25 protein-coding genes and 1 pseudogene are annotated in these 24,396 nt (G+C 60.5%); 6 read left to right on the top strand and 20 right to left on the bottom strand.

The annotated features are described in order from the left end of the window. Positions 1–102: 102 nt before the first annotated feature. From KW403_RS10095 to KW403_RS19495, 6 genes and pseudogenes are all read right to left on the bottom strand, one after another. Positions 103–564 carry a ribbon-helix-helix domain-containing protein gene (locus KW403_RS10095; RefSeq protein ID WP_223019368.1) on the bottom strand — a complete coding sequence of 154 codons (462 nt, stop codon included), beginning with the start codon at positions 562–564 and terminating at the stop codon, positions 103–105. A gap of 10 nt (positions 565–574) precedes the next feature. Continuing rightward, complete coding sequence (locus tag KW403_RS10100) at positions 575–2,563, bottom strand: conjugal transfer protein TraG (RefSeq protein WP_223019369.1); 1,989 nt, start codon at positions 2,561–2,563, stop codon at positions 575–577. Positions 2,564–2,721: 158 nt separating this feature from the next. After that, positions 2,722–3,573, bottom strand: a complete 852-nt coding sequence (locus tag KW403_RS10105; RefSeq protein WP_343224030.1) for a LysR family transcriptional regulator — start codon at positions 3,571–3,573, stop codon at positions 2,722–2,724. 128 nt (positions 3,574–3,701) lie between these two features. Further along, positions 3,702–4,430, bottom strand: a complete 729-nt coding sequence (locus tag KW403_RS10110) for a class I SAM-dependent methyltransferase (RefSeq protein WP_223019371.1) — start codon at positions 4,428–4,430, stop codon at positions 3,702–3,704. Between the two features lie 275 nt (positions 4,431–4,705). Continuing rightward, positions 4,706–5,938, bottom strand: a complete 1,233-nt coding sequence (locus KW403_RS10115) for a DUF3363 domain-containing protein (RefSeq protein WP_378596497.1) — start codon at positions 5,936–5,938, stop codon at positions 4,706–4,708. Between the two features lie 171 nt (positions 5,939–6,109). After that, positions 6,110–6,403 (bottom strand): annotated as a pseudogene (locus KW403_RS19495) (relaxase/mobilization nuclease domain-containing protein); the annotation flags it as partial. Here KW403_RS19495 and KW403_RS10120 point away from each other — a divergent pair. Then, the gene (locus tag KW403_RS10120) at positions 6,404–6,592 is read left to right on the top strand and encodes a hypothetical protein (protein WP_223019372.1); all 189 of its coding nucleotides are present in this window, start codon (positions 6,404–6,406) and stop codon (positions 6,590–6,592) included. 481 nt (positions 6,593–7,073) lie between these two features. On the opposite strand, the gene KW403_RS10125 is transcribed toward KW403_RS10120, so the two are convergent. From KW403_RS10125 to KW403_RS10145, 5 genes are read right to left on the bottom strand one after another with little or no spacing between them, the layout of a single operon-like run. After that, on the bottom strand, positions 7,074–8,006 hold the full coding sequence (locus KW403_RS10125) for a lytic transglycosylase domain-containing protein (RefSeq protein WP_223019373.1): 933 nt from the start codon (positions 8,004–8,006) through the stop codon (positions 7,074–7,076). Beyond that, complete coding sequence (locus tag KW403_RS10130; RefSeq protein ID WP_223019374.1) at positions 8,003–8,338, bottom strand: DUF736 domain-containing protein; 336 nt, start codon at positions 8,336–8,338, stop codon at positions 8,003–8,005. The genes KW403_RS10125 and KW403_RS10130 overlap by 4 nt, the downstream gene beginning before the upstream one ends. Before the next feature lie 35 nt (positions 8,339–8,373). Next, on the bottom strand, positions 8,374–8,916 hold the full coding sequence (locus KW403_RS10135) for a S26 family signal peptidase (RefSeq protein WP_223019375.1): 543 nt from the start codon (positions 8,914–8,916) through the stop codon (positions 8,374–8,376). Next, on the bottom strand, positions 8,913–9,413 hold the full coding sequence (locus tag KW403_RS10140) for a DUF2840 domain-containing protein (RefSeq protein WP_223019376.1): 501 nt from the start codon (positions 9,411–9,413) through the stop codon (positions 8,913–8,915). The genes KW403_RS10135 and KW403_RS10140 overlap by 4 nt, the downstream gene beginning before the upstream one ends. Next, complete coding sequence (locus KW403_RS10145; protein ID WP_223019377.1) at positions 9,410–9,679, bottom strand: helix-turn-helix transcriptional regulator; 270 nt, start codon at positions 9,677–9,679, stop codon at positions 9,410–9,412. The genes KW403_RS10140 and KW403_RS10145 overlap by 4 nt, the downstream gene beginning before the upstream one ends. A 545-nt stretch (positions 9,680–10,224) precedes the next feature. On the opposite strand from KW403_RS10145, the gene KW403_RS10150 reads away from it, so the two are divergent. Next, the gene (locus KW403_RS10150; RefSeq protein ID WP_223019378.1) at positions 10,225–10,512 is read left to right on the top strand and encodes a DNA -binding domain-containing protein; all 288 of its coding nucleotides are present in this window, start codon (positions 10,225–10,227) and stop codon (positions 10,510–10,512) included. A 14-nt stretch (positions 10,513–10,526) separates the two neighbouring features. Here the strand turns inward: KW403_RS10150 and KW403_RS10155 are convergent, their stop codons facing one another. From KW403_RS10155 to KW403_RS10165, 3 genes are all read right to left on the bottom strand, one after another. Beyond that, the gene (locus KW403_RS10155; RefSeq protein WP_425518204.1) at positions 10,527–10,895 is read right to left on the bottom strand and encodes a DUF2285 domain-containing protein; all 369 of its coding nucleotides are present in this window, start codon (positions 10,893–10,895) and stop codon (positions 10,527–10,529) included. Between the two features lie 199 nt (positions 10,896–11,094). Further along, positions 11,095–11,310: a transcriptional regulator domain-containing protein gene (locus KW403_RS10160; RefSeq protein ID WP_223019379.1), complete on the bottom strand. Its 216-nt coding sequence runs from the start codon at positions 11,308–11,310 to the stop codon at positions 11,095–11,097. A gap of 257 nt (positions 11,311–11,567) precedes the next feature. After that, positions 11,568–12,239, bottom strand: coding sequence for a DNA methyltransferase (locus KW403_RS10165; protein WP_223019380.1), 672 nt, complete (start codon positions 12,237–12,239; stop codon positions 11,568–11,570). Between the two features lie 474 nt (positions 12,240–12,713). Between KW403_RS10165 and KW403_RS10170 the strand changes: the two genes are divergently transcribed. From KW403_RS10170 to KW403_RS19455, 4 genes are all read left to right on the top strand, one after another. Further along, the gene (locus KW403_RS10170) at positions 12,714–14,954 is read left to right on the top strand and encodes an ATP-binding protein (protein ID WP_223019381.1); all 2,241 of its coding nucleotides are present in this window, start codon (positions 12,714–12,716) and stop codon (positions 14,952–14,954) included. A gap of 119 nt (positions 14,955–15,073) precedes the next feature. Then, entirely contained in the window at positions 15,074–16,666 is a 1,593-nt protein-coding gene (locus KW403_RS10175) for a reverse transcriptase domain-containing protein (protein WP_223019382.1), read from the top strand. A 40-nt stretch (positions 16,667–16,706) separates the two neighbouring features. After that, positions 16,707–18,101, top strand: a complete 1,395-nt coding sequence (locus KW403_RS10180; RefSeq protein ID WP_223019383.1) for a nucleotidyl transferase AbiEii/AbiGii toxin family protein — start codon at positions 16,707–16,709, stop codon at positions 18,099–18,101. Next, on the top strand, positions 18,098–20,461 hold the full coding sequence (locus KW403_RS19455) for a YecA family protein (protein WP_281425584.1): 2,364 nt from the start codon (positions 18,098–18,100) through the stop codon (positions 20,459–20,461). The genes KW403_RS10180 and KW403_RS19455 overlap by 4 nt, the downstream gene beginning before the upstream one ends. A 439-nt stretch (positions 20,462–20,900) precedes the next feature. On the opposite strand, the gene KW403_RS10190 is transcribed toward KW403_RS19455, so the two are convergent. The 6 genes from KW403_RS10190 to KW403_RS10215 all read right to left on the bottom strand — a co-directional run bounded on the left by KW403_RS10190 (position 20,901) and on the right by KW403_RS10215 (position 24,391). Next, on the bottom strand, positions 20,901–21,266 hold the full coding sequence (locus tag KW403_RS10190) for a DUF1801 domain-containing protein (RefSeq protein WP_223019384.1): 366 nt from the start codon (positions 21,264–21,266) through the stop codon (positions 20,901–20,903). Next, the gene (locus tag KW403_RS10195; RefSeq protein WP_223019385.1) at positions 21,263–21,943 is read right to left on the bottom strand and encodes a DUF998 domain-containing protein; all 681 of its coding nucleotides are present in this window, start codon (positions 21,941–21,943) and stop codon (positions 21,263–21,265) included. The genes KW403_RS10190 and KW403_RS10195 overlap by 4 nt, the downstream gene beginning before the upstream one ends. 12 nt (positions 21,944–21,955) lie before the next feature. Further along, entirely contained in the window at positions 21,956–22,444 is a 489-nt protein-coding gene (locus KW403_RS10200) for an SRPBCC domain-containing protein (protein ID WP_223019386.1), read from the bottom strand. 2 nt (positions 22,445–22,446) lie between these two features. Then, complete coding sequence (locus KW403_RS10205) at positions 22,447–22,785, bottom strand: ArsR/SmtB family transcription factor (RefSeq protein WP_223019387.1); 339 nt, start codon at positions 22,783–22,785, stop codon at positions 22,447–22,449. A 443-nt stretch (positions 22,786–23,228) separates the two neighbouring features. Next, positions 23,229–23,855, bottom strand: a complete 627-nt coding sequence (locus KW403_RS10210; RefSeq protein ID WP_246637743.1) for a TetR/AcrR family transcriptional regulator — start codon at positions 23,853–23,855, stop codon at positions 23,229–23,231. Then, positions 23,855–24,391 (bottom strand): dihydrofolate reductase family protein, encoded by a 537-nt coding sequence (locus KW403_RS10215; protein ID WP_223019389.1) that lies wholly within the window; start codon positions 24,389–24,391, stop codon positions 23,855–23,857. Before KW403_RS10215 ends, KW403_RS10210 begins: the two co-directional genes overlap by 1 nt. Positions 24,392–24,396 lie beyond the last annotated feature (5 nt).

Genomic DNA, 24,396 nt, shown 5'->3' on the forward strand with positions numbered 1-24,396 from the left:
TGGGGTCGATTAAGAAAGCCCGGAATTGGGCCGGTTCAACAAGTATCTAAGCGGCGGCGCTGATCGGCGGCGAACGGCGGTAAATAGGATGGGTCCGAATACTTACTCTTGATCGCCGTTACTCTCGGACTCGTCCGGCAACAGATCGTCGGGAAGTGAGTCGAGGTCGCGGGACAGCTCTTTGAGGAACCTGTCACCCGTCGCCAGACGCCGGCCGAGATTCTGCATGAAGCCCTCGAAGCGTTCCGCCCCCTTCGCGCGGGCGGCGGATTGTGCGGCTCCCGTGAGCGGCGGCGTGATGGTCATCCAGAAATGGATGAACTGCGCGACCGTCTCGCCGAGGACGGCGAGATCTAGGTCGAGCGTGTCGATCTGGCGGCCGAGCTTGTCCAGGCGGCGCGACATGGCGGCTTCAAGCTGGCCGGCGGAATCGCCGGACAGATAGGACATGACCGCCGCCTCCACGATGGCGGATTTCGAGACCTTGCGGCGCAACGCCAGCGACTCGATCTGCGGCATGAGCGCGGGGTCGAAATAGAGATTCAGGCGGGTTCTGGTTGCCATGTGCGTGTCCTCAAAGGTCGATTCCGTCATCGGGATTCAATGCCACCTGCCGCGCGACCATCCTCATGCGCTGGCGCATGGCGCGGGCCTTGGCCGCGTCAACGTCCGGCTCGTCGTCTAGAAACTCGAACTCCTGTTCGGGCGATGGTGGCGGCGGGACGACTTCCTCATGCTCGGGTAGTTCCGGCTCGCGGCGGATTCCGGCATTGGCCGGATCGCCCTCGGCCCCGTCTGCGACGGCCGGCGCGGAACGGCTTTCCGCCGCGACCACACGGCCGGACCAGTCATCGGACGATGGGCCGGGCGCCAGCGGAGCGGCGACCAGATCGGGCGGGGTCAGGATGCGTTCCTGAAACCGTGTATCCTCGAAATAGCGGGCCTTGGTGGCGCGGATCGGGGGCGTGCCGGCGACCATGACGATTTCGTCGGTGGGCGGAAGCTGCATGATCTCGCCCGGCGTCAGCAGCGGCCGGGCCGTCTCCTGCCGCGAAACCATCAAATTCCCGAGCCACGGGGCCAGTCTGTGCCCGGCATAGTTGGTGGAATCGCGCAGCTCGGTAGCGGTGCCGAGCGCGTCCGACACCCGTTTTGCCGTGCGCTCGTCGTTGGTGGCGAAGCTGACGCGGACGTGGCAGTTGTCGAGGATCGCGTTGTTCGGCCCATAGGCGCGCTCGATCTGGTTAAGGCTCTGCGCAATCAGGAAGCCTTTGAGGCCGTAGCCCGCCATGAAGGCCAAGGCGGACTCGAAAAAATCCAATCTGCCGAGCGCGGGAAACTCGTCCAACATGAGCAGCAGGCGATGGCGCTTGCCGGAGCTGGTCAATTCTTCCGTCAACCGCCTGCCGATCTGGTTGAGGATCAGGCGGATGAGCGGCTTGGTGCGGTTTATGTCGGACGGCGGCACGACAAGATAGAGCGTGACCGGCTGGCGGCTGCCGACCAGATCGGCAATGCGCCAGTCGCAACGTGCCGTCACGCGCGCCACCACAAGATCGCGGTAGAGGCCGAGGAACGACATGGCGGTGCTCAACACGCCCGACCGCTCGTTCTCGGACTTGTTCAGCAGCTCGCGGGCCGATGACGCGATGACGGGATGAACGCCCGCCTCGCCGAGATGCGGCGTGTCCATCATCGCGCGCAAGGTCGCCTCGACCGGGCGGCGCGGGTCGGACAGGAAGTTGGCGACGCCCGCCAGCGTCTTGTCTTTCTCGGCATAGAGGACATGCAGGATCGCGCCGACTAGAAGGGAATGGCTGGTCTTCTCCCAATGATTCCTTTTGTCGAGGCTGCCTTCGGGATCGACCAGAATATCCGCGATGTTCTGCACGTCACGGACTTCCCATTCGCCCTGCCGCACCTCCAGCAGCGGGTTATAGGCCGAGGACTTCGCGTTGGTCGGATCGAACAGCAGGACGCGGCCGTGCCGGGAACGAAATCCGGCGGTCAGCGTCCAATTCTCGCCCTTGATGTCATGGACGATGCAGCTTCCCGGCCATGTCAGCAGCGTCGGCACGACAAGGCCGACGCCCTTGCCGCTGCGGGTCGGTGCGAAGCAAAGGACATGCTCCGGGCCGTCATGACGCAGATAGTCTTGCGTATGTCGGCCTAGCACCACGCCATCGAGGCCGAGCAATCCGGCTGCGCGGATTTCCTTGTCTTCGGCCCATCGCGCCGAACCATAGGTGGCGACATTGCGCGCCTCTCGTGCCCTGATGATCGACATGAAGATGGCGGCGGCGATGGCGATGAAGCCGCCAGACGTGGCAATTGCCGCACCCTCCATGAAGATCGCAGGCGCGTAGGCGTCGAACGAAAACCACCACCAGAAGAAGGCCGGCGGATAATAGACCGGCAAGCCAGCCAGCTCGAACCACGGATTGCCAAGCTGCGGCTGGAAGCCAAGGCGGAAGGCAACCCATTGCGTCGCTGCCCACGTCATCACCAGAACGATGGTGAAGACGACAAAAATCTGACCCCAAAGGATTCGGCCTCCGCGCATCCAGGCTCCAGTCTGCAAAAGGGACGAAGCCGATCAGAGAGTAGGCAAAATCGAGACAGGCAACAGGTAAGAGGATGCGGGAGGGCTGCCGGATACTATCGGCGGCGAATAGGATGGGTTGCACCGGGATCACGAGGCCGGGTCAAATGCCGAAGGAGTCAGATGGAAGGGCCTGACCGACTCATCTTGCCTGCAATGTCGAGAAGGCTTCGGAGAGCCGGACTGCGGTTGTGCGGGGACCAGATCGCAGAAAACGCCAGAGGCTCGGGTTCGTCGAGGATTGGCAGGAAGGTTACGCCGGGCGCGTGTAGGAGCGTCGTCGCCTCGCCGGCAATGGTGACGCCATAGCCTTGCGCGACCATCGACAGCAGCGTGACGCGCTCCACATCAAAGCGCAGAATCGACAGCTCCGGCGAGGTGCCAGCAAGGCGCATGACGATGTGGTCATAAATCTGCGGCCCGGTGCCGCCCTGCCTCACTATGAAAGTGTCGCTCGCCAGATCGGCCCAAGTCACGCCTGCCTCGTCGCGAAGCGGATGGGGCGCGGGCAGCGCGGCCAGAAGCCGTTCGCGCCATATCGGTCGTGCATGACAGTCGGGAAACTCTGGCGAGCCCGCCACGAATGTCAGGTCCAGCATGTTGGCGCGAAGGCGCTTAACGCTCTCGCGGGCGGTGCCTTCGGCAATCTCCACATCGATACCCGGATGTTGCTCCCGGTAGCGTTCGATCAGGGTGGCGAGGAAGCTGCCAGGAATGAGGGCATGGATACCGACACGCAGCCGGCCATGTTCTCCCCGCGCCACCATGCCGGCGGTCCTGACGGCATGGTCGAGATGTTCGACGCCGACCGTGACCCGCTCGATGAAATGCCGACCGGCTTCCGTCAGCCGGACGCCGCGTGCGTGACGCTCGAACAGAAGGATGCCAAGGTCTTCCTCCAGCGCCTTCACGCGGGCGCTGACGCTGGATTGCGCCACGCCGAGCGCATTGGCGGCGTGGCGGAAATTCAAGTGCTCTGCAACCGCCACAGCTTGGATTAAAGAGGCCATGGGTATTCGGGAACCGAGCAATGCTCGGCCCCTGCTGCTGGCATTGATGCGCCTTCTCATCGCCCGCGCACTGCGCGAAAGCAGGCGGGTTAACGCGCTGCGGATATGAGAAGCATCATCGGCCTCTCAATTTCATCCTTCAGTTCCGGGTTGGCTCTGATCTGCTCTGCCGATGGTGCGAACTCCTCAACGGCACGAACAGCGAAGCCTGTCCCGATCAGCGCGTTCAGCGTGGTGCTGATCTTCCTGTGATACTTCAATACACCTTTCGCAAACCAATCAGTGCGGCGTTCGCCTTCATCGGAGTAACGGTTGACTGGCCATGTATTGCGTCCATCCTCATCGGTGATCCAATGTGGATGCGTCGCGGCCATGAAGATCGGATGCTCGATAGTGAAGACCAGTCTTCCGCTTGGCGCCAAGGATTGGTGAAGCGTTTGTACCAGACGCTGAAAATCTCTGATGTAGTGGAACGTCAGGGCGCTGTAGGCGAGATCGAAAGCATCTGGCGGTAATTCGAGGTTCTCCAAATCCGCAATGCGGTACTCGATTTTCGGATCGGCAGTATCCGCTTTTGCCCGGCGGATCATGTTCTCGGAAAGATCAAGGCTCAGGACCGAGGCTGCACCTTGCTCGCGCATCCATCGGGAAGCCCATCCGAAGCCGCATCCAAGATCAAGAACGCGCTTCCCCGCCACGTCTGGCAACATTGCTCGGATGGTCGGCCATTCGGGTGCGCCGTCCAGGCCTTGCACTTGGCGAGGCAACTGGCTGTAGCCGGCAAAGAATTGGGGATTGTCGTAGATATTCTGTGCCATGATAAACTCCATCTATGACGATGGACGAGGCACAATGCTCATGCGGAAAGCCTCGTCCACGAGGGCGAGGCCAAGGTACCGTCCGCTAAGATCGTTTATTGCGGCCGATTTCCCGGCATCCCGCCTACTGGGATGCCGGCCAACCGGGCGACAATGTGGGTATCCTTTTCAACCATGGAAGAAGAATATTCCCCGGGTCAGCAGGCGTCAATATTGTCTTTTTTGATCAGATTTGGGCGATCAAAGGATCGTGGGTGGGGCAAGTTGTTGGGTCTCTATAAGCTCAACCCTCTTTGCCGCCCCAACTGCCACGATACCGATCCGCCCTGCACGACACCCATGACCTCGCGGCCGATCTGACGGTCGATGACCGGCCGCCATGGAACAAGCGTGAACTCATGGGACTGCTCGACCACGGCGAACTTGCCGCTCGATAGCTGCACCGTGCCGGTGAACTTGCCGCTGACGTTCTCGCCGTCCGTGGCTGCGCGGAACGGCAGTCCCTTGCTCTCGGCCATCTCCGCGCCGACACGGGCAACCTCGCGCTCGCGCAGGGTGGCGAGAAGACTGCGCCGGTAGAAGATGCGGCCGTTCCTTGCTCGGGCGGCGTCGCCCTGTTCGATATGATGCTCGCGGCGCTGGTCCATTGCCTCGCGTACCTGCTGGCCGAAGCCGGTCGGGGCAAGGTCGGCCGTCTCGCCATGGATCAGCCGCCGGTCAAGCCAAGTCGCGCCATCCGAACCGATTTGCCTTTGCAGATCGACGGGAGAAAGGACGCGAACGCTGGCCTGCCGGTCGCGGCCGGCATCGTAGGCAGCGGCGCGGCTGACCAGATCGTCGGGGATGCGCCATTGATCGGTGTCGATCCGCTCGACGATCCCGGCCCTGCGTAGCGCCTCCAACCGACGCACATGAGCATCGACATAGCCCTCATAGTCGCCACCCGGAACTCGGCCCTCAAACTTGGCCTGCTCCAGATGGCGGCTCGGCCGATAGATGCCGTCCTCTGCGATGGCGGTGATGGTGCGGTCGGACGGCCGGGCCGTCGCCTCGGCCGGGCCGATCTGGATGACGCTGCCGATGCGGGCATCCTCCAGCCGCTCGGGCGCGATGCTGGCGATGTGGTGCGTGCGGCCGTCGATCCCGTCCACCACGATTGTCAGATTCTCCCCCAGCTCGTCGGACAGGTGCTTGTCCACCACGCGGCCGACAATGGGCGTCTCCGGCGCTCCGTCATGGATGTGGAAGCTTATGGGATCGCGCTCACCGCCCTGCGGGCCGAGCGCCTTCTGCATGATGCGGATAATGTCGCCCCGCTCTCCAAGCTCGCGCAGGGCCGGTTCCATGTCCTTGCTCAATTCCCAAACGCCGGGTGCGTGCTCGGTAGCCAGTCCCATCTTCTCCAGCTTGCCGAGCCTGCGCAGGCGTAGGGTGCGCTCGAACTGCCGCTTCGGCTCTGCCTGTTCATGGCGCAGGTCGAGGAAACGGGCATCGGCTTCTTCGGCCATGGCGCGGTCGATCCGGGTGAAACGGTCTTGGTCGATTTCGGCCGACAGCTTGCGGGTCTGCTCAATCTCGGTGACGGGGCCGAGTTCCAGACTGGCAAGCTCGCTGGCGTGCTCGCGCAGGCCGGCGGAAAGGTAGTCGCCATTGATGACTAGATCCCCGCCCGTGTCGTCGCGGCCGTTGACAATGACATGCACATGGGGATGGCCGGTGTTGTAGTGGTTGACGGCAACCCAATCGAGTTTCGTGCCGAGGTCCGCTTCCACCTGTTTCATGAAATCGCGGGTGTAGGCCGTGAGGTCCGACAGCTCCGCGCCGTCCTCGGGCGAGACGATGAACCTGAACTGGTGGCGGTCGTCCTTGCCGCGATCAAGGAAGTCGTCGGCATCGGCGCGGTCCTCGGTCGCCGAATAGAGTCGGCCCCGTTCGCCGTCGCGTGACGTGCCGTCGCGCTGGACATAGCGCAGATGCGCGCGGGCACGGCCGCCCTTCTATGCGGCCCGGACGCTGCGCTGCTTGACGATCACGCGGCGGCTGCCCGGCTGGCGGTGATGCCAGTGGCCGGAGATATTGCGGGCGCGCACGAAGCTCGCGCCCCGGCCGCGCTTCACGCCCTTGCCGCTGGCGACCATGGCGCGGGAACGGCCCGGCGATGACGGGCGGGCGGCTGACGGCATGGAAGGATCGCGGGAGGCTGCCGCCTGATGCTGGCGGGTGATCTTCCTGACCTGCGTGAAAAAGCTCTTGGGTCTCCCGGCCTTCGGCGTGTCGGATCGGATGCGGCCGGGCTTCGGCCGGAAGCGGTTTTCGTCGTCGGCGCTCGAGGGCGCGACTCCAGCCAAAACCGCCGAAAACAGGCCGATATGGGCCTATGGTGCCGCTCGAAACCCTGCAAAGCCAAGGCTTTGCGCGAAATCGCGGCACGCGGCCCCTCAAAACCATGGTGCCGGAACCGGCCACCTAACCAGTGTGCAGACAACAACAATTTCCAGAAGCGGCCCGATATGGTGCCGTCTTCTTTAATCTTGCCCTCCGCCCTTTCTGCCTTTTCTGCCCCTCCTGCCGGGAATCCTACCGGGCGCAAACCTGCCCGACCAGATGCCGAAACCAGCGCCGCCGAGCGCGGGAACGCCGCCCTCATGGCGTTCCTCCGTCGCTGGCGCTCGCCACGAAAATGCTGCCGTCCTGCGGCTCCGCACGGGCGGGGTCGCGCGCCGGAACAGCAGCGCGACCGTCGCTGGATTGCGCCTCGGACGGCGGCGCGGCGCCAGCCCGCGTTTCGCCCGGACGCATGACAAACAGCGGCGCCTCGCGCCAATCTGGCGGCGGTGGCGGTGGTTGCAACGGCGCATCCAATGGAACCGCCCCGCCAAGGATCGGGGCGAGCGCGGCGACATAGGCGCGTGTCTCGGCGGGAAGCGGGCGGTCCGTCGCGCGGTGCTCGTCGTAGCGGCCGGGGCCGGCATTGTAGGCCGCCAGCATCGCGCCGACATTGCCGTAGCGGTCGAACATCTCGCGCAGATAGGCCGTGCCTGCGAGGATGTTGTCGCGCGGGTCGTAGGGATCGCGCCCGAGGCCATTGCGGACGCGCAGGTCCGCCCATGTGTCGGGCATCACCTGCATCAATCCCATCGCCCCAGCCGACGAAATTGCGCGCACATCGCCCGCGCTTTCGGCGCGCAGCACGGCGCGAATCCAGTGCTCGGGGATGCCGAACCGCTGCGACGCCTCGGCGATGTGCGCCGCATAAGGATGGGCGGCGGCCGGGCGCTCGACCGGCGCGGATTGCGCGACGGCGACGCCCGATCCGATGAAGAAGGAAAGCGCCCCCGCCAGCAACAGGACGGCATAATGCCATGCCGGCCTGTCTCCGCTTCGCCGCCAGCTTGCCAGCGTGCTCGCTGCGGTCAAGGGCAAGGCGCAAGCGCCGGCCCATGGCCGCCCTTGACCTTCGCTGCGCGCGCCGGCCGTCTGGTCGCCGAGCGGGACGAAGGGATGAGACGGCTTTTCCGCGAACAAAGGGATGCCGATCTTTGACCGGATGGCGGGCCGGACGCGCGCGGCCGTCATTGCTCATCCTCGATCTTCCGGGGGTGCTTCCAATGCAGCGTCCAGACCGAAGGATCGTCGTTGGACTGGAACAGTTTGGCGCGGATCGGGAACGGGAAGATCGGTCCCTCCAATCGCATCGACACGAACTCGCCAGCGTTCTCGCTGGCGTCCTTCCATGCCGGGCCGGCGTCCGGCCCGTCCTCGCTATCGAGGCGCACGCGATAGTCGGGCGCGTTTTTCACGTCGCTTGGCTTGGCCGGGACGATGAACAATTTTTCGTGGAGGCCGAACGAATGAAGCTCTCCGGCATAGCCGGTTTCGATGCGGGTGAAGGTTCCGATATGTGCCATGGGGTATCTCCTGCGTGTGGCTTTCGGGGGTGGTTTCAGTGCGTCGGAGCACGCCACTTGTAGCGGCCGACGCCTTCCTCATCGGTCCAGAGCGGGACCGCTCGGCCGATGACGGAATCTGCGGGGACGGGTCCGAAGTAACGGCCGTCGAGGCTGTCGCGGACTTCCCAATTCATGAGGAAAAGCTGGCCGTCGCCGATGACGCGGCAGCCCTGCCAGATGGGCAGATCACGGCCGAGGCGGTCGCGCTCCAGGGCCTCGCCCATTTCGATCCCGTTCACGGTGATCGTGCGGCCAGTGCGGCAAACCCGCTGTCCCGGCAGGCCGAGCACGCGCTTCAAGAGCGGGACGCCTCGCGCAATATAGCCGCGCTCGACCATGAAGGCGGCGAGCGGTTCGGGCGGCATGACGGCGACCAGCTCGGGCACGTCCAGCGCGTCGGCCGGCTCGACCGTGTAGAAGCCGACCGGCGTGCTGGCCGTGGCGTTCCAGATGAGTTTCGCGGGCCAATCGACCACGCTTGCGGCGATGCCGATGACGGCGAACGCCGTCACTGCGAGGGTGCGGCGGCGTGTCATGGCGCGATCCTTCGGCGGTGAAGCCACGCGGCATGTCGCTCGGGCGTGTAGGCGTGCGGCTCCAGATTGGCGGTCAGGCGGTTGTGGACATGCCGCCAGTGGTCCGGTGAGGCGTCGGCCGGATCGAGGCCGAGCGATTCCACGGCGTCGATGGCGGCAAGCGCGCGCTGCACCTTGGGCCAGCCATCGAGGCGCAACAGGATTTCACCGCCGGGGCGGACGAACGGCAACGTTTGGTACGGCTCGCCCCTACCGATGGCCCGCACGATGTCAATGCGCGAAACGACCGTGCCATGTTCTCCGGTCGCCCATCGCACAAAGGCGAAGATGCTGTTCGGTGCGAAGCCGACGACACTCCGGCGACGGTCGATGATCTGCTCGTAGCTCTTGCGGCCAAAACGTATCCAGTGCTCGACCTTGCGTTTCTCGAAGGTCAGCTCGACCAATGTGGTGAATGGCGCGGGTTCATGCGCGCCGCGATGCACGCGCCGACTCATTGTTCGTTCCGCTCATCGGGGGTCAGCGGACGGGCGGGAAACACGCGACCGGCGGTCTCGTCGCGGGTGGATTTGCGCGCGCCGATTGCGGTCCAGGCTTGCAAATCCTCGACCGCATAAAGGACGCGGCCGCCGATCTTCCGATAGACCGGCCCGGTCCCGTAGGTACGATGCTTCTCAAGGGTGCGGATGGAAATGCCGAGGAAGCGCGCGGCTTCCTTCGTGCGCAAAAGTCGTGGCGGCAGGCCCGCCAGTGGATTGGCCATGGATCACCTCCGTTCGTCGTGATTTCGGCTGTCGGTGGCGACAGCGGGCTATGGCGAACCATGGCGAGGGATCGGCGGCGCGTAGCGTGCCGCATTTGTGGCCATACGCTGGCGGCACCCCTTTCCAGCGGAGCCTCAATCTGCATTGGCGAAGGGAAACGAGGCGGCTGTCAGCGACTTTCGGATGGCGCCGGAAATCGGCGTGAACCGGCTAAACTTGCGGCCGAATCGTCAAGGTTTCCCCGCCACTTCTTGCCATGCGCATCGAATTGGCGAAGACATTCCCGCGCGGGTCGGTTAAGAACGACGATGGAGCAGACGCGCTGCTCTGGGGCGTCGAAACCCCTGTTAGCGGTCGGTGTCGGCCGCAACGGCACCATACTCCTTGACCTTATGGTCGGGGAGCCCTTGGCGTATGTCCAGGGCAACCCGCCTAAAGGCCACGGGGCCGGCTAACACGGTTTCGAACTCCCCGATCACCAGGTCAGCGAGAGTCGTTTGCGGGGGCGTACCGCAAGCAAACCCGCCATGATTGGGGACCAACCATGCCGATTCTCGTCCAACTCGATCCCGATGTGGATGACGAAGCACCGACGGGGGACGGCATCACGCCTTACGACGAACGGCACTACGTCACCTACCTGCGCCTTCTCGACGCCAAGGCGGAAGGAGCGGACTGGGCCGAGGTCGCGCGCATTGTTCTACATCGCGATCCGATCACGGAAAAAGAGCTGACGTATCGTTGCTGGCAAAGCCATCTCGCTCGCGCGCAATGGCTATCCCGAGAAGGCTACAGGCGCATACTGGAACAGGCGGTGGCGGAAGGCCGTTAAAATTCCGATTCCGGTCAGCCTTTACGCGGCTTGATCGGATAGTGCAGCAAGAGCCGATAGCCGCCCTTCATCATCTTCAGACCATGCGCGACAAGACGGCGGGCCTTGTTCTTGCGAGGATCGCTCTCCCAATCCTCCTTCGTCCCCTGAAAGCCGAGCAGAACTTCGGCGATGGTGCGGTAGCTTTCGTCGCGTAGCTTGGCGTCAAGTGCACGCAGAGACAGGATGTGAAACTGGCGCAACTGCGCCGGCATGGTGCGAAAATCGCGTCCGGGTGCGCGGTGATTGAGAGAGCGCCAGAAGCGGCGGGCAGCATGGGCACGCAATTCGAAGAAGCGATCTGAGGGTAAGCTGAAGGCGTAGAATGCCGCTGCATCGGGCATTGCATCTGGAAGCCAGAATTGATGTGTAGTGCCATCGATGCGCCAGAGGCCGTGCCAGCCATCTTCGGCCTGTCGCAGATCGAGATTGTCGAGATGCGCCAGCGCAACGATTGGTTCGGTCTCGCCAACCCTATGTTCAACGGGCGCCAGGCGAACGGCGCGTGGCTGAAGGCTCGGAATCCAGAACTGGGATTGACTGTCAGGCGGTGTTTCCGGGTCGCAGGGGAAATCGCAACCCCCAGCGCTTGGAGAATGCCTCCAGGCTACGCGAACCGGGTTCTTCGCCGCGCGTTATGATCTGATAGGCCCGATGATACTCGTCGTGTCGACGGAGATATTCCCATGCGAAACCGCCAGCGGAAATGCTCTTGGCGGGTTTGTAGGCCGCCGGTGAACGCCAGTCGATGTCCAGCATAACGTTGCCTCCCCTTACCCAGCGCGTATAACCGCGCCCGACCAGAGAGGTTCGGCAGCACACGACAGTGTTTGAAGTCGCTATAGTCCGATATATTGATCGCGTAAGCCGATCATTATTCGTGATTTTCTTGGTAACATTACCTCTTCGACTACGCGAGCCGGGCGAAGCCCGGCGAGCGCGCGAACCATTGGAAAGTGCACCCGCCGACCGGCGTTCCGGTCGGCGACAATGGAGCGGGATTCCATGGGGCGGCACTATGCGGCCGCCCGATGCTGCGGCTGCCCGGCAAGCCGCTTGCTGGCGGTGCGATAGTGGCCGTTGTCCAGTTCAATGCCGGTCCAGTCCCGCCCGAGCTGGTGAGCGGCCACCAGTGTCGAGCCGCTGCCGCAAAACGGGTCCAGCACAAGGTCGCCCGGCTGCGTGAAAGCCTCGATCAACGGGGCCAGCGCCTCAATCGGCTTCTGCGTCGGATGCAGCCGGTTCCCGGTATAGGGAAAATCCAGAACATCGGGGATGGGACGGGCGGGCCGGGCGGGATTGCCTTTCGCCAGCAAATAGGCTTGCTCGTGCTCATAGCGAAGGAAGCGGGTCGATGACGCATAGCACTTACGGAACACAAGATGCCCGACGATGCGGAAGCCTGCCGCGCGCCAGGCGTCCATGAACAAATCAACCCTATTCCAGCCGTAGAAGCTGACGCAAAAGCCGCCATCCTTCAAAACGCGGTGCATCTGCCGGAAGGCGGGGCGAAGCCAACGGCCGTTATCGTCATTAGCGACGGTGCGGCCATCTCTCGCCCGGTAGCGGGTCACATAGGGCGGGTCGGTCAGAATGAAATCAACCGATGCGGCATCGAACGCCTGCATGACATTGATACAATCGGCATTGAAAATCACTTTGCGGGGAGCCTTGGCGTTGCCGGTCATGTTCTAATCCTCGGGTTTGAAGGTCAGCGTAGCGAAGCGCCGCGCCTGACCTTCTGGCTGTCGCCGAGACCGGGTGTGCAAACGGAGGGAGGCTTCGCGGGGAACCGGCTGCACGAAGCGCGGAACGCGCGCAGGAAGCTGGGCGGAAGCTTCGCGAAGTGCGCCGAGGGCGGAGCCCTAAGCTGTCTAGAACTATCTCTGCAGCACAATCCTCACATCGGCCGTTTACCGACTGTTCGCTTTCAGAGATTTTGGGAATCGCTCGCTTCAACTTCGTCCGAAACTACGCCCTTTCAGGACCGGGAACTCTCGGCTTCGAAGTAGACGGTGAAAGGGCTGGCGGTCGGCTTTCCAACTACGCTTCTATTGTCTCAATTATCTGGACTTGGCTCTCAATAGCGCGAAATCTAGGTGATCGACTCGACGGGGGCTATCTTCCAGCTTCCTCTTGGGCAACATACACGGGGGGTGGTCGTGGAAGCAGCAAGACGGCAGACGCGGCATAGGGTCGCCAGCCTAATAATCTACGCCGCTTTGCTTATCGCAGTCCAATATTGGGTGGTATCGACAGGCCTTACGCCTAACGAGAATGCCATCTGGCTGTATAGTGGCTTCGCCAGTCTTCTGTTCGGCAGCCGACTGCTCAATCCGCATTTCACGCCTCCGGCGGATGCGGCCACGAACGCATTCATGGCGCTCGCGGCGCTGATAGCGGCGTCGCTCGTCGTTGCGCCGGGCAGCCCCGATGCCGCGCTGTTGTGGAGCGTCATTGCACTGTGCGCCGTCATATGTGTCGTGTCCGTTCTGGTACTGCTCATCAGGCCCCCGGTCGGCGCGGAGACCCGCCCGCTCGTCCGGCTCGCGGACAAGGCGGTTCGCGGGCTGGGAAGCCCGGTCGTTATCTTCACGATCGTCATCCTGCTGTGCGTCTGGCTCTTTCACCGGACGCGCGCGGATGAAGTCGTAGCCATCCTCAGCGCCTGGGCTGTGATCGTCGTCTTGCGGCCCGTGGAGTCGGTCCTAAGCTTCGTCGATTGGGCCAGAGAACAATGGGGCGTGGTCCGGGCCGATCAGGTTATCGGCGCGATAGCCGCCTATCAGTCGCCCGGAATCGTGTTGGTGCGGCAGCTCGGCGATAACAGCGTGCCGTGCGGCACGCCAATGGTGGTCGCCGACGATAACGGGCCGTGGATGCTGGGCGTCGCCCTGAACTATGTTGGGCGTGACGAAGGAAACCTGCTTCGTGTGCTCACCGTGCGGCTGCCAGAAGGCCTCAAGAGCCGTATCAGCAAGCTGCCGGAGGCAAGGGGCACGGGTATCGCGCTTGCCCTGTCCGCCACGCCGGAAGAACTGGCCGACGTGCCCGCGATCCAATGGATCAACCGTCTGTGCGGCGTCGTCGTCAGCGACACCAATCTCGACTACGTGCTCTTCGAAGTGACGGAAGACAGAGACCTTGCGGAGGGGCGGCTGGTGGAAGCCCGCATTGGCGACCATCATGTCATTTTCCAGATCATCGACGGACTGACGCGCGAAGACATTGTCCAGCAGAAAAACACCTACGGCTATGCACGGGCCAAGGCCCGGAAAATCGGCCGGTGGGACGCGGATGCCGGAAAATTCGTGCCGGTGAAATGGCTGCCCCGGATCAATGCGCCCGTCTTCTTGCTCGATTCCGACGAGCATGCCGTCTCTCCCGGCGCGCTCGGACATTTCCCAAGTACGAGTTTCGGCGTTGGCCTGAATATCTCGGACGCGGTGACGCATAACACCGCGATCCTCGGCATTCTTGGTATCGGCAAAAGCTACCTATCGATCGAGCTGGTCGAGCGAATGATTGCCGACGGGATCAAGGTGATCTGCCTCGACCTGACCAATCAGTATACCGAGCTGCTGTCGGAATTCATCGATCCTGTCCACGAAGCAGAGCGTTACCAGGAATTGGTGGCCGCAGGACAAGGCGGTGCTCCGAACCAGAACCAGGAACAGGGCGGAAGCCATTTGGCGTTTCGGGCACGGGTCACGGAACAGTTACGCGCTTTCGTTAATCCGGCCGAACAACGGCGGCTGCGTGTCCTCAATCCTGCCCAGTTTGAGGTTACACGGCAGGCAGGCGGCCTGTTCCAAGGCAACGCAAACATGGCGACGCTTACCCCCACAGAAATCACAGCGATCGTATCGGATGCGGCCCTTACGGTGTGTCAGGAACTCGGCATGATCGACCGGGCGCGGGTCTGCCTCGTCTATGAAGAAGCGCACTCCCTCGTCCCCGAATGGAATTCCGTGGTCGCCGAAGGCGACAAGGCGGCGACGGCGCGCAGCGCGCGGGCGATCCTGCAAGGACGCAAATACGGCCTGGGTTGCCTGCTCATCACGCAGCGTACGGCAAACGTGACGAAGACGATCCTCAATCAATGCAATACGATCTTCGCCATGAGGACGTTCGACGACACAGGAAAGGAGTTCCTGTCCAACTATATCGGCAGGGACTATGCCGGTGTGCTTCCCAGTCTTGAGGCGCGGCATGCCGTGATTTTCGGCAAGGCCTCGTCCTGCGAGAATCCGGTCCTTGTGCGCTTGAATGACCGCCAACCCTTCCTCGATGCTTTCCGCGCGGCACATCCGGTCCAGCCGTTGCTTGCTGCGCCAGTGCCTCAAGACGAGCCGGAGCCTGCGGAGCAGGCGAACGAAGTCGACGACCAAATTCCGTTCTAAGCTAAATGCATGTCTAGATGCTTGCCACATACGGATGGCAACGGTGGAAAGCGGAAAGCCGTTATACTTGTCAGAATCATCGGTCATACCAGCACTATTAAAACAAAAGGTAGGCAGTCTTGGCGTTCAAACTCTCCGTTTCAGCACTTGAGAAATCAATCAAGCATCTTTGCAAATACGGTGACACCGATGTGTTTCCCCATTTGCCGGAGCTTGCGTTCTTTCGGGACGAGAGTGCAGCCATCGTGACTGAACTCAAGGAACTTGACCTTGATTCCTATAACCCAGGTGGCGCGTTCGAGGCTCTTGCGCCGAAGAGCCGTTTCGGCTTCAGGATTACTCATCAGTTGAGTGCTGTGGACACGGTCCTGCTTCTTGCTGCGGTCATAGAGATCGGCTCTCTGATCGAAGCTAGGCGACCTGATCCGAAAGGTCTTGAAGCGTTTTCGTATCGTTTCGACAGCACGACCGAGGGGTCACTTTTCCTGCCGAACCGTACATTTAAGGATTGGCTCCATGCGCAGCAGAACCGCATTCAGGGCAGTCTCAAGATAAAGCAGGTGGTGCTGACGGACATCTCGGACTTCTATGCCCGCATAAATTTTCACCGCTTGGAAAATCTACTCGACGAGGCCGCCCCCGCGAACGGCGCGGCAAGATACGTCAAGAAGGTGATCAAGGTCATCCGGGCGAAGCAGTCGTTTGGATTGCCGGTTGGCGGCACTGCGGCGAGACTGCTGGCTGAGCTGGCGCTTTCCGACACTGACAAGGCACTCATAGACCACGGCATTATAGCCACGCGATTTGTCGACGATTTCCGCATCTTTCTGAACGCCGGCGATAATCCGTACGACGTCCTGAGCTTTCTTGCCCAGCAGCTCAGCATAAATGAGGGCTTATCGCTCAATGCTGCAAAGACGAGAGTCATGTCGCGGACGGCCTATTTGGAAACGCTCAAAGGGCTGACCAGTGATATATCGGAGGAAGCCGAGGGAGAGGCTCTCGAAACCTTAACTGCGGACATCTATTTTGAGGAGTCGCCAGACCCTGAGGATGTAGAGGCCCTCAAAACACTTAATTTGCTTGGATTTCTTCAGGAGGAAATCGGCAAGGAGGACTATGATGTTGGCCGGATCAAGGTGATTTTCCGCGCCCTCAAGATCGCAAAGCCCCCCGATTCCATCGAATACATCATTTCGAACTTTTCGGAGTTGGTGGTGTTCGCCAAGGAGGTGAGCCTCTTGATGCAGGCGCTGGAGGAAGAATCGCCTGGCTGCTTCAACGACCTCGCAGACAGCGTTATTCTGGCGATCTTGGAGCCCCCGGCCTCCAGTATCCAAGTCATCCGGACCTGGATGCTTGAATTATTCGTGCGCGGCACCGTGCCGATCTCAGGTGTACAGTTCAAAAAGATCGAAAACCTGTCGTCGCTGCTGGACAAGAGGCAGCTTCACATCATCCGGAGTAGGACGAACAACAAGCATTTCTTTCGCATGCACAAAGCCGCTGTCGGACAGATTCCGCCCTTCGAGCAGCCTGCATTCATATCTGGTGCAGTTTGCTTACCGAAGGACGAATATGAAAACTGGCTCGCCACGCTCAAACCGATCTTCTCGGGACCGACCTGCCACCTTTTCCTTAAATGGGTGAAGTCTAATAAAGAAAAGTTAATAACAAAGCTTGGCACTTCGGTAGATGATCAGGTTGAATAAGATATATAATTGCAACAGCGGCATCGTATAGGCTGGCTCTATGATCGAGCGGGAAGAAATTGAGGCTCAAAGCAAGCACCTCGATGTGCATGTGCCCAATGTCGAGCGGGACTACGTTTTTGGTTGGTTGCTGAAAGCCTTCTTCGAGCATCCATGGCTGGGACATGTCCTCGTCTTCAAAGGCGGCAACTGCATGCGTAAGGCGTACTATCCGGCAACCCGCTTCTCTTCTGATCTCGATTTCAGTGTCACCTCGGCGATCGATGCGGAGCGCTTCAGGACGGCTGTAAACGAGGCATGCCTGAGCGCGCAGGATGCTTGTGGCGTCGTGTTCGAGACGAACAAGAACACGTTCGAAGCCGACCGCATGATCGATACGCAGCGGCAGGCATTCAAGGGCAAGGTCTACTTCAAAGATTTCTATGGTCAGGACAGCAATCTCACCATCAGCGTGAAGCTGGATGTGACGGAGTTTGATCGGCTGTTACTGCCTGTTGTCCAGCGACCGCTCATTCATCCCTATTCTGATGCGGCGCAGTGCCAAGTGAACGTGCAGTGTATGGCCCTGGAAGAGTTGCTGGCCAACAAGTTGAAGTGCCTCTTGCAGCGTCGGCACTCGTTCGACCTTTATGATCTCGTCTATGCAGCGTTTTTCGAGCGATCGATTGAGGTGGACCGAAGTTTGGTGCTGAGCACATTCCTGCGAAAAACCATTTTTGAGCGCAGCCCCGGCTCTGCCAAGCAAATCCTGCTTGGGCTACCCATGGCCTTTTTCCAAGGTGTCTGGAACAAGTACATCGTCTGCCCTGTCGAGAGCCGTTTTGATTTCGATCGCGTGGCAGAAGGGTTCCGGTCAGCGATTGACCTAATATTCGGAGACGTGCAGCCGAGGGGATTCGAACCGGATCCGTTTTATCCGGCAGAATTCCGCAATCTGATCCTTGAGGCGGGCGCCAGTCGTCGCCTTATGAATATCACCTATGATGGGCACCAGCGAGTTATCGAACCCTACTCGCTTGCGTATAAAAGACGCCAAGACGGGCACGCATCCGAATATTTCTATGCTTGGGATCGCACCGGCGGGCGTTCGTCGCCACCTGGCATCAAGACGTTCTTCCACCACAAAATTCAAAACCTCTCGCTCGGCGAAGAGCAGTTTGAGCCGCGCTTTGAGATCGAGCTGTCAAGAGCTGGGGAGGCTGCACAGAAAGGGTATTTCGGGAAGCCGTTCGCGGGGAGTGGGCGGGTGCCCGTATTCGGCCGTCCGGCTGCCGTCCAGACCCGGGCGCGACGAAACCCGTTTGCACAGACCTACACAGTCGAATGCCCATACTGCCAAAAGCGGTTTAAACGCACTACTAACTCTACCGCTCTTAACGCCCACAAAGACAGCAACGGTTATCCTTGCCGATCACGGCGAGGATATCTGGTGTGAAGGCTGAAGGCGACAAGATGACAGCCGTTTCTGAGCAAAAGCGAAAGGAGACCGCTGTTTCCTTGTTGAAAGACATGGAGGCCACAGCAGCTCGGATGCGCGAGCTCATCGTCGCGATGCCCCCACATGATCTGCTTGGTTACATCTACGCCCAGCACATGATGAAAGCGATGGCAGACCAAAGCGCTGCCGAGGAGCAACACGAAGCGGACGGCCCAGATGACCTGATCAACGACAACCAGTTCCTGCTGGAGTATGTACACGCGGTGCTCGCGTCAGATGCTGCCCCTGCGGACGTGATATTCGACGAAGCCCGATGCGCCGAGCTGTTTGAACTTGGCCGCAAACTGCGAGAGCAGGCCATGTTTTTCGCCATGGCCACGTCCGCCGATACCAAGGAAGGCGTCTTTGGCCCCGACACGGCCGACATTGAATTCCGCGCGAAATCGACCTGGGTCATGCTACGTGGGAATCGCTACCAAGTCTTGGAAGGCGAGTTCTACAGCTACGTTTTGGCGCCTCACAATGAGGTCTTGAAAGAAGTTTACGGTGTCGGTGCCGCCGATATCGCGGAAGGCTTCCAGGCCATGGCCGACGCGACCCGTTCCGGGCATGCCAACGCTATCATGGAGATGATGAAGCAGTTTGAGGCAGCACAGGCCTTCGCTGCGGCACAGGACAAACGTCTGGAAGACGCCATGGAGGCATGGGTTACGGCCAATGCGGAACAGTCGAAAGCCGCCGCGCGGGCGATGGATGACATGTTTCGGGGTGGCATCGCCAACGTGAGCCGTCACACGACGCTGCCCTCGACACTGTTGGCGGACTTGGCGTACCGGCGCGGAGAAGAAACCGAGTTCTTCGCAGCGGGCGATTTTTCGGGGACACCCTACCGGACACTGCCTGCCCGGAAGAAGCCCCTAATCCAGCTTGGATCGGACTACTACGCCGTCGACCCGTGTTTCACCCGCGACGCCGGGTATCGTGCGCTTCTCTACAACCTCCTGCAGCGAAAGCCGGACTACAAGAAAACTTTTGAGGATCGGCAGAAGAAGATGAGCGAAGCTGCCTTCGCCGACATTCTGGCCGCCCAGCTTCCCGGCGCCACGGTTTTTCAGGAGATCTATTATAAAGACCCTGCCAGCAAGCAGTGGTCCGAAAACGACACCCTCATCCTGGTCGATGACGTGCTGTTCCTGGTTGAAGCCAAGGCGGGCGCGGCTGCGACTATCGCATCGCCAGCGCTTGATTTCGGCCGCCACGCCCAGTCCGTGCAGGACTTGGTACTCAAAGCCTACAAGCAGTGTGAGCGCTTCTTCAATTATCTGAATTCGGCGAATGAAGTGCCGCTCTACCACTTGGCGGACGGCAAATACGAAGAGTGCGGCCGTGTCCGCCGCTCCAACTACCGCGTGATGGTGCCGATCGGGCTGACAGTCGAGTCGTTCTCGCCCTTTTCCACATACTGCAAGGAGCTGCCGCAGGTTGAGCCGCTACTTGGAAGGCATGCCTTCGTTTCGCTGTCCATTGACGACCTATTTGTGCTCAAGCGTCTTCTGCCCACACCCGGCGAGTTCGTCCACTACATGGAGGTGCGGCAGGCCGTGGCAGGGATGCGCCGGGCTCATCTCTTTGACGAGTTCGACCACCTGGGCGCGTACCTGAAGAAGAACCGTTTCGATCAGGACATTGCTGAGCAGCTGAAGGGCGGCAAGGTGAACATGCTTATATGGGACGGCATGAGCGACATTGTCGACAGTTGCTTCGAGGGTGAAGACTGGGAAAGCGGACCGTTTCCGACGCAGGACTTCCCGGAGGAGGTGCTGAAGCTGCTTGGGGCGCTCGATGCTACCCGAGCACGTGGGTGGCTTTCGGCGGGGAGCCATATCCGTGACTTTGGAGAGGAAGGCCGGAGTAATCTGGCCAAGATGCTATCTGACCTCCGTCAAACCCTGAACCAGCATCCCGCTCGCTACTTTATTTTGGCCGGGGACGGTGAGCCGCTCTTCGTTTGGCTTCAACAACACGACCACCAAATTGACTGGAGCAGGGTGAATGACAAGGCCAGTGCAGCTGCGTTGGCCGTCAAGGCTTCTAATGTCATCGGCGTCGTCGCAAAGGTTAGCGCCGACGGGACTTACCATCGGGCGCAGTCTTTCGCAGTCCACGTACCGACAGAGCGAACGGAAGAAAACGCCCACATTTACGAGGACGCTGTGCGAATGGCCCAACCCGCGCGCGCGGTGAATCTCAATCAGCCGAAGCATGTCATCCCTCCTGCGAAGGCCAAAAAGCCGGGGCGGAATGACCCGTGTCCGTGCGGCAGCGGTGTAAAATACAAGAAGTGTCATGGCCGTTAGGAACGAGCCGTATAGCAGAAATTGGCCGCTAACCAGGGAATGTCACTATCTCGTACCTAGCCTATTTTGGAGGGCTATGGAGGGGAATAGCGTAGACATAGTTCTCCGTTTCGTCGTTCTCGGCCCGCCATATTTTTACTCCCAGAATAAATATAAGAATAACCTGCTGGCTGAATAACAAAGGCTGGTCTCCCTGTTTGCTTCGCGAGAGCTTCTTTCGAGGATGTCTGTAATAGGGCTTGGGAGTGCTTCGCTCTTGCAGATAGAGTCTGGAGTATTCTTTATCTATCTGCCAGCGAAAGCGAAGTGTCTGACGCGATCGCGCTCAGTCGATCGAGCGTAGCCGAAAACCGGCGTTTTGGAGCTCAGTCCGTCAGATGCAGCGCTTCAAAAGAATGTTTGGTTCCTCTTTTGACAAACGGCGGGCGTGCCCCGCGCGTCAGCTCATGTCCAATTCAATCGCTTGGCGGATATAATGCCGGAGCGGTTCTTCCGGGTATTTTTCCATCGTTTTGACCTGCACGGTTCTGGAATGCTTGCCGGACCCACGCAACATGCCGAACGGATCGTCAAAATGGGCGCCCCTCGTGAAAGAGAACGTGACGCAAGTCTTTGTCGGACTGATCGCCACAATGTCTCTGTTCATTTTGAAGACGGGCACTGAATAGTACGTCTCCGTCCCTCCGCGCATGCGAAAGGAGGCCTCTGGCGCAACACGCGCCATCTGCGAAACGAAGGCGCGGACAATTGCGTGAAACTGTTGCTGAACACGGCTTTCAAGGAAATTCTCAAGGTCTTCGGTCACGGTTCGATGCCCCATTGCTGCGCACGATCTTCAGGTCGTCCGCTGTAGGCCACGAAAGCCAGCGCAACAAACCAGGTAAAATAGCTTGCCCATTGCATGCGACCGATGAGAGCGCTGCGTGTTTCATGTCCGAATACGTGATCGGGCGGCATGGAGATAACAAACGCCACCATCACAACAACTGTGAAAAGAGATGTCGCGAGCAGCCCCAACGCAGCCCCGCGCCAGCCTGACTGGCGTGCCAAGGCAATGCTTCCAATCAGGGCTGCAATGGGAGTGAAATCCAGCGAGGCCCCGATCATGTGCAGGGTTCCGGTTCCTGTCAGCGCCTCTATCGGGGTTCCGGTGGGATCGGGCGGAAACGTTCCTCCGACAACCATTCCGAACGCTGCCAAACCCAGCAGACCTGATACAAGCCAGCGAACCCACCCGCCAAGAAGGGCGGCCAGGATCACCGCCGAGCTTCCGAGCGCCAGCGCCATCGCCATGAAGGCAAGGCGCATCAGCCAGCCCCAGTTGCCAAGCATGTAATCGCTGAGGAAGACCCAGGTCGGGTCCAAATCCCGGCGCAGCAAATGCAATGCGATCAGGAGAAGAAAAGCCGCGCCTGACGATGCGGCTAGAACCATGCTTTTAACATCAGGTGCCAGACCTGTCATTGTCGTGCGATCGTTCAACAACACGCCCTCTCAGCCTTCAAGTTCGGCCACGTTCAGCGCGTCGAGGTTGGCGTAACTGGCCTCCATCCCGTCGGCCATTCCGGTCTCGAGCATCGCCTTGCGGCTCCCCGCGTCGGGCAGGGACATGCGAAGCAGCATTCTCGTTCCTGCACCGTCGGGTTCGAACAGTGTGTCGATGGTGTTGTCCGGTGTGGGGTCCGGCATCAGCATCCGCTCCACATGGACAATCCGACGGTCGGGCTCCAGCGCCACATATTCACCGACAATGGCAAAACGGGCTCCGGCCCCATTGCTGTATTCGTGTCGGAACGCACCGCCGGGGCGCACGTCCATCTCACAGACCGGCATGGACCATCCGGGCGGACCGAGCATCCATCTTTGCACAAGCTCCGGGTCGGTATGCGCGCGATAGACCAAGGCAGGCGGATGATGGAAACGACGTGTAACGGTAAGGCTGGTCTCGCCGTCGAGTTCAATTGAAAGGGGGGCGTTGGTCATACTCAGTCCTTTTCCCTTGATGCCTCTTCCATCGCCATCTCACCGAGCACAGCGTCGAGGCGGTCGTAATTGGCTTCTAGGCCACGACGCAGCAACGCGAGCCATCCTTCAATCTCTTCAAGGGCGCCATCGGCAAGGCGGCATGGTCGGCGGGTACCATCCACCCGACGCGTAATGAGCCCGGCCTCTTCGAGAACCTTGAGGTGGTGCGAAATAGCCGGTTGGCTCACGGCAAAGGGCCGGGCGATTTCTCCGACCGTCGCTTCACCATTCGCGAGATGTGCGACGATGGCGCGGCGGGTTGGGTCGGCAAGCGCGGCAAAAGCGAGATCGGGCGTCAAAGCGATGGCTCTCTTAATTAACGATTCTTTATATAAGCCATTATCTAAATAAAGCCAAGCGCTCTCGCATCAGAGACAGGACATGGACAGATCCACCCCGTTGAGGGGATGTATCAGAACCAGAACGTTTCTAGACGCGGGCTAGTGCCATGGGTGTGGGTTCGGCGGCCCCCAGTCGGTGATTGGCGAAGCTCATACTCTCCGCATAGCCGCCGGCATGTCCCAAATCGGGCTATTTATGAAGCCTTCGCTCGGCGACCGGGTGCCCGAACACCCTCGCGGGGAGGTGGCGTTCATGCACTCCGATAGCTTGCGAGAGTGCCTCTTCCCCATTCGGCGCTGGTTCTGTGAGAAGGATTTACCGCCGAGCCCCGCGCCACGGTTTCCGCAAGGTCTTGAGTTCTCGCCAATTCCTGACTGTCCCGGTTAATCTCCCGGACTGGCTAAGGTCCGGTGCCAAACGACGACGGCGCCTCCGCGCGGGCGCGGCAGGCGGGGTCGCCTTTCAGACACTTCCCAAATACCGCCAGAAGTTCGGCAAGTCCGATCTCGAAGTCGTGGAACATTGCTTCTTTTGAGCGCTGGTCCTCTGCATGTCCATCGCGGCTGGCCACTGCGAGTGCCGCACCGTGCGCATAGTCGACGAGTATGTGTGTCCAACGCACGGCATTCTCGTCTCCGTTTAACAAACGGGACAGTTCATTGGTGATCCTTCGGGCGTGTTCGGGGAAAATGGCCGGCTGGGCAAATATCGCCAGGGTCAATGCCGGATAAAGGACAACCTTGGAGTAGTAAGCCATGAGGAGAGCGTGCGCGCGCGCTAGATCATCACCCGATTCCGGCGCTGCCACGTCCGCATATGCACGCTCTGCCAGAGCCTTGATGAGCCCGTCCCGATCTTTGAAGTGATGGTAGATGGTCATGGGATTGATGCCCACGCGCGTTGCCAGCGCGCGCATTGTCAGGCCGGTGAGGCCCTCGGCATGGAGTATTTCCAAGGCTTCCGAGAGAATGCAATCGGGAGAAACAATCCTTCCGTCGGCGGGTGGCCGACCGCGCCGCCTTGTCATCACCTGACGACCTCATAGTGAGACTGAACCAGTCCGGAAGGGAAAGATCTTGTGCCCTTGTGCGCCAGAGCCACATCGCGGGGACCACCGCCAAACAGAGGCCGCCCCTTACCCAGAAGGATTGGCACGCGCGTGATCACCATGTCGCTGATCATGTCGCGTTCGAGAAAGGATTGAATGACCTGCCCGCCATCCACATAGGCGCGGCGTGCCCCCTCGGAGGTCAGCATCACCATCGCCTCTTCAGGGGATTTGTCCGAAAAGCGCACCTTTCCGCTAAGTTCCTGTGGCACGTCTTGTTGCGCAAGCCGTCTTGAGAGAACCAGCACCGGACGGTTGTAGAACCACGCGCCCATGCTGCGGACTGCTTCATAGGTGCCGCGCCCCATCACGATGACGTCGATCTCATTTATGAACGCGTCATAGCCATGATCTTCATCAGCTTGGTCGTGCTTGAGCAGCCAGTCGATATCTCCATTCTCACGGGCAATAAAGCCATCGAGGCTCGTGGCAATGAATACGTGACCAGTGACCATTCGAA

The organism is Nitratireductor kimnyeongensis, assembly GCF_019891395.1.
In the GTDB taxonomy this organism is placed as follows: Bacteria; Pseudomonadota; Alphaproteobacteria; order Rhizobiales; family Rhizobiaceae; genus Nitratireductor; species Nitratireductor kimnyeongensis.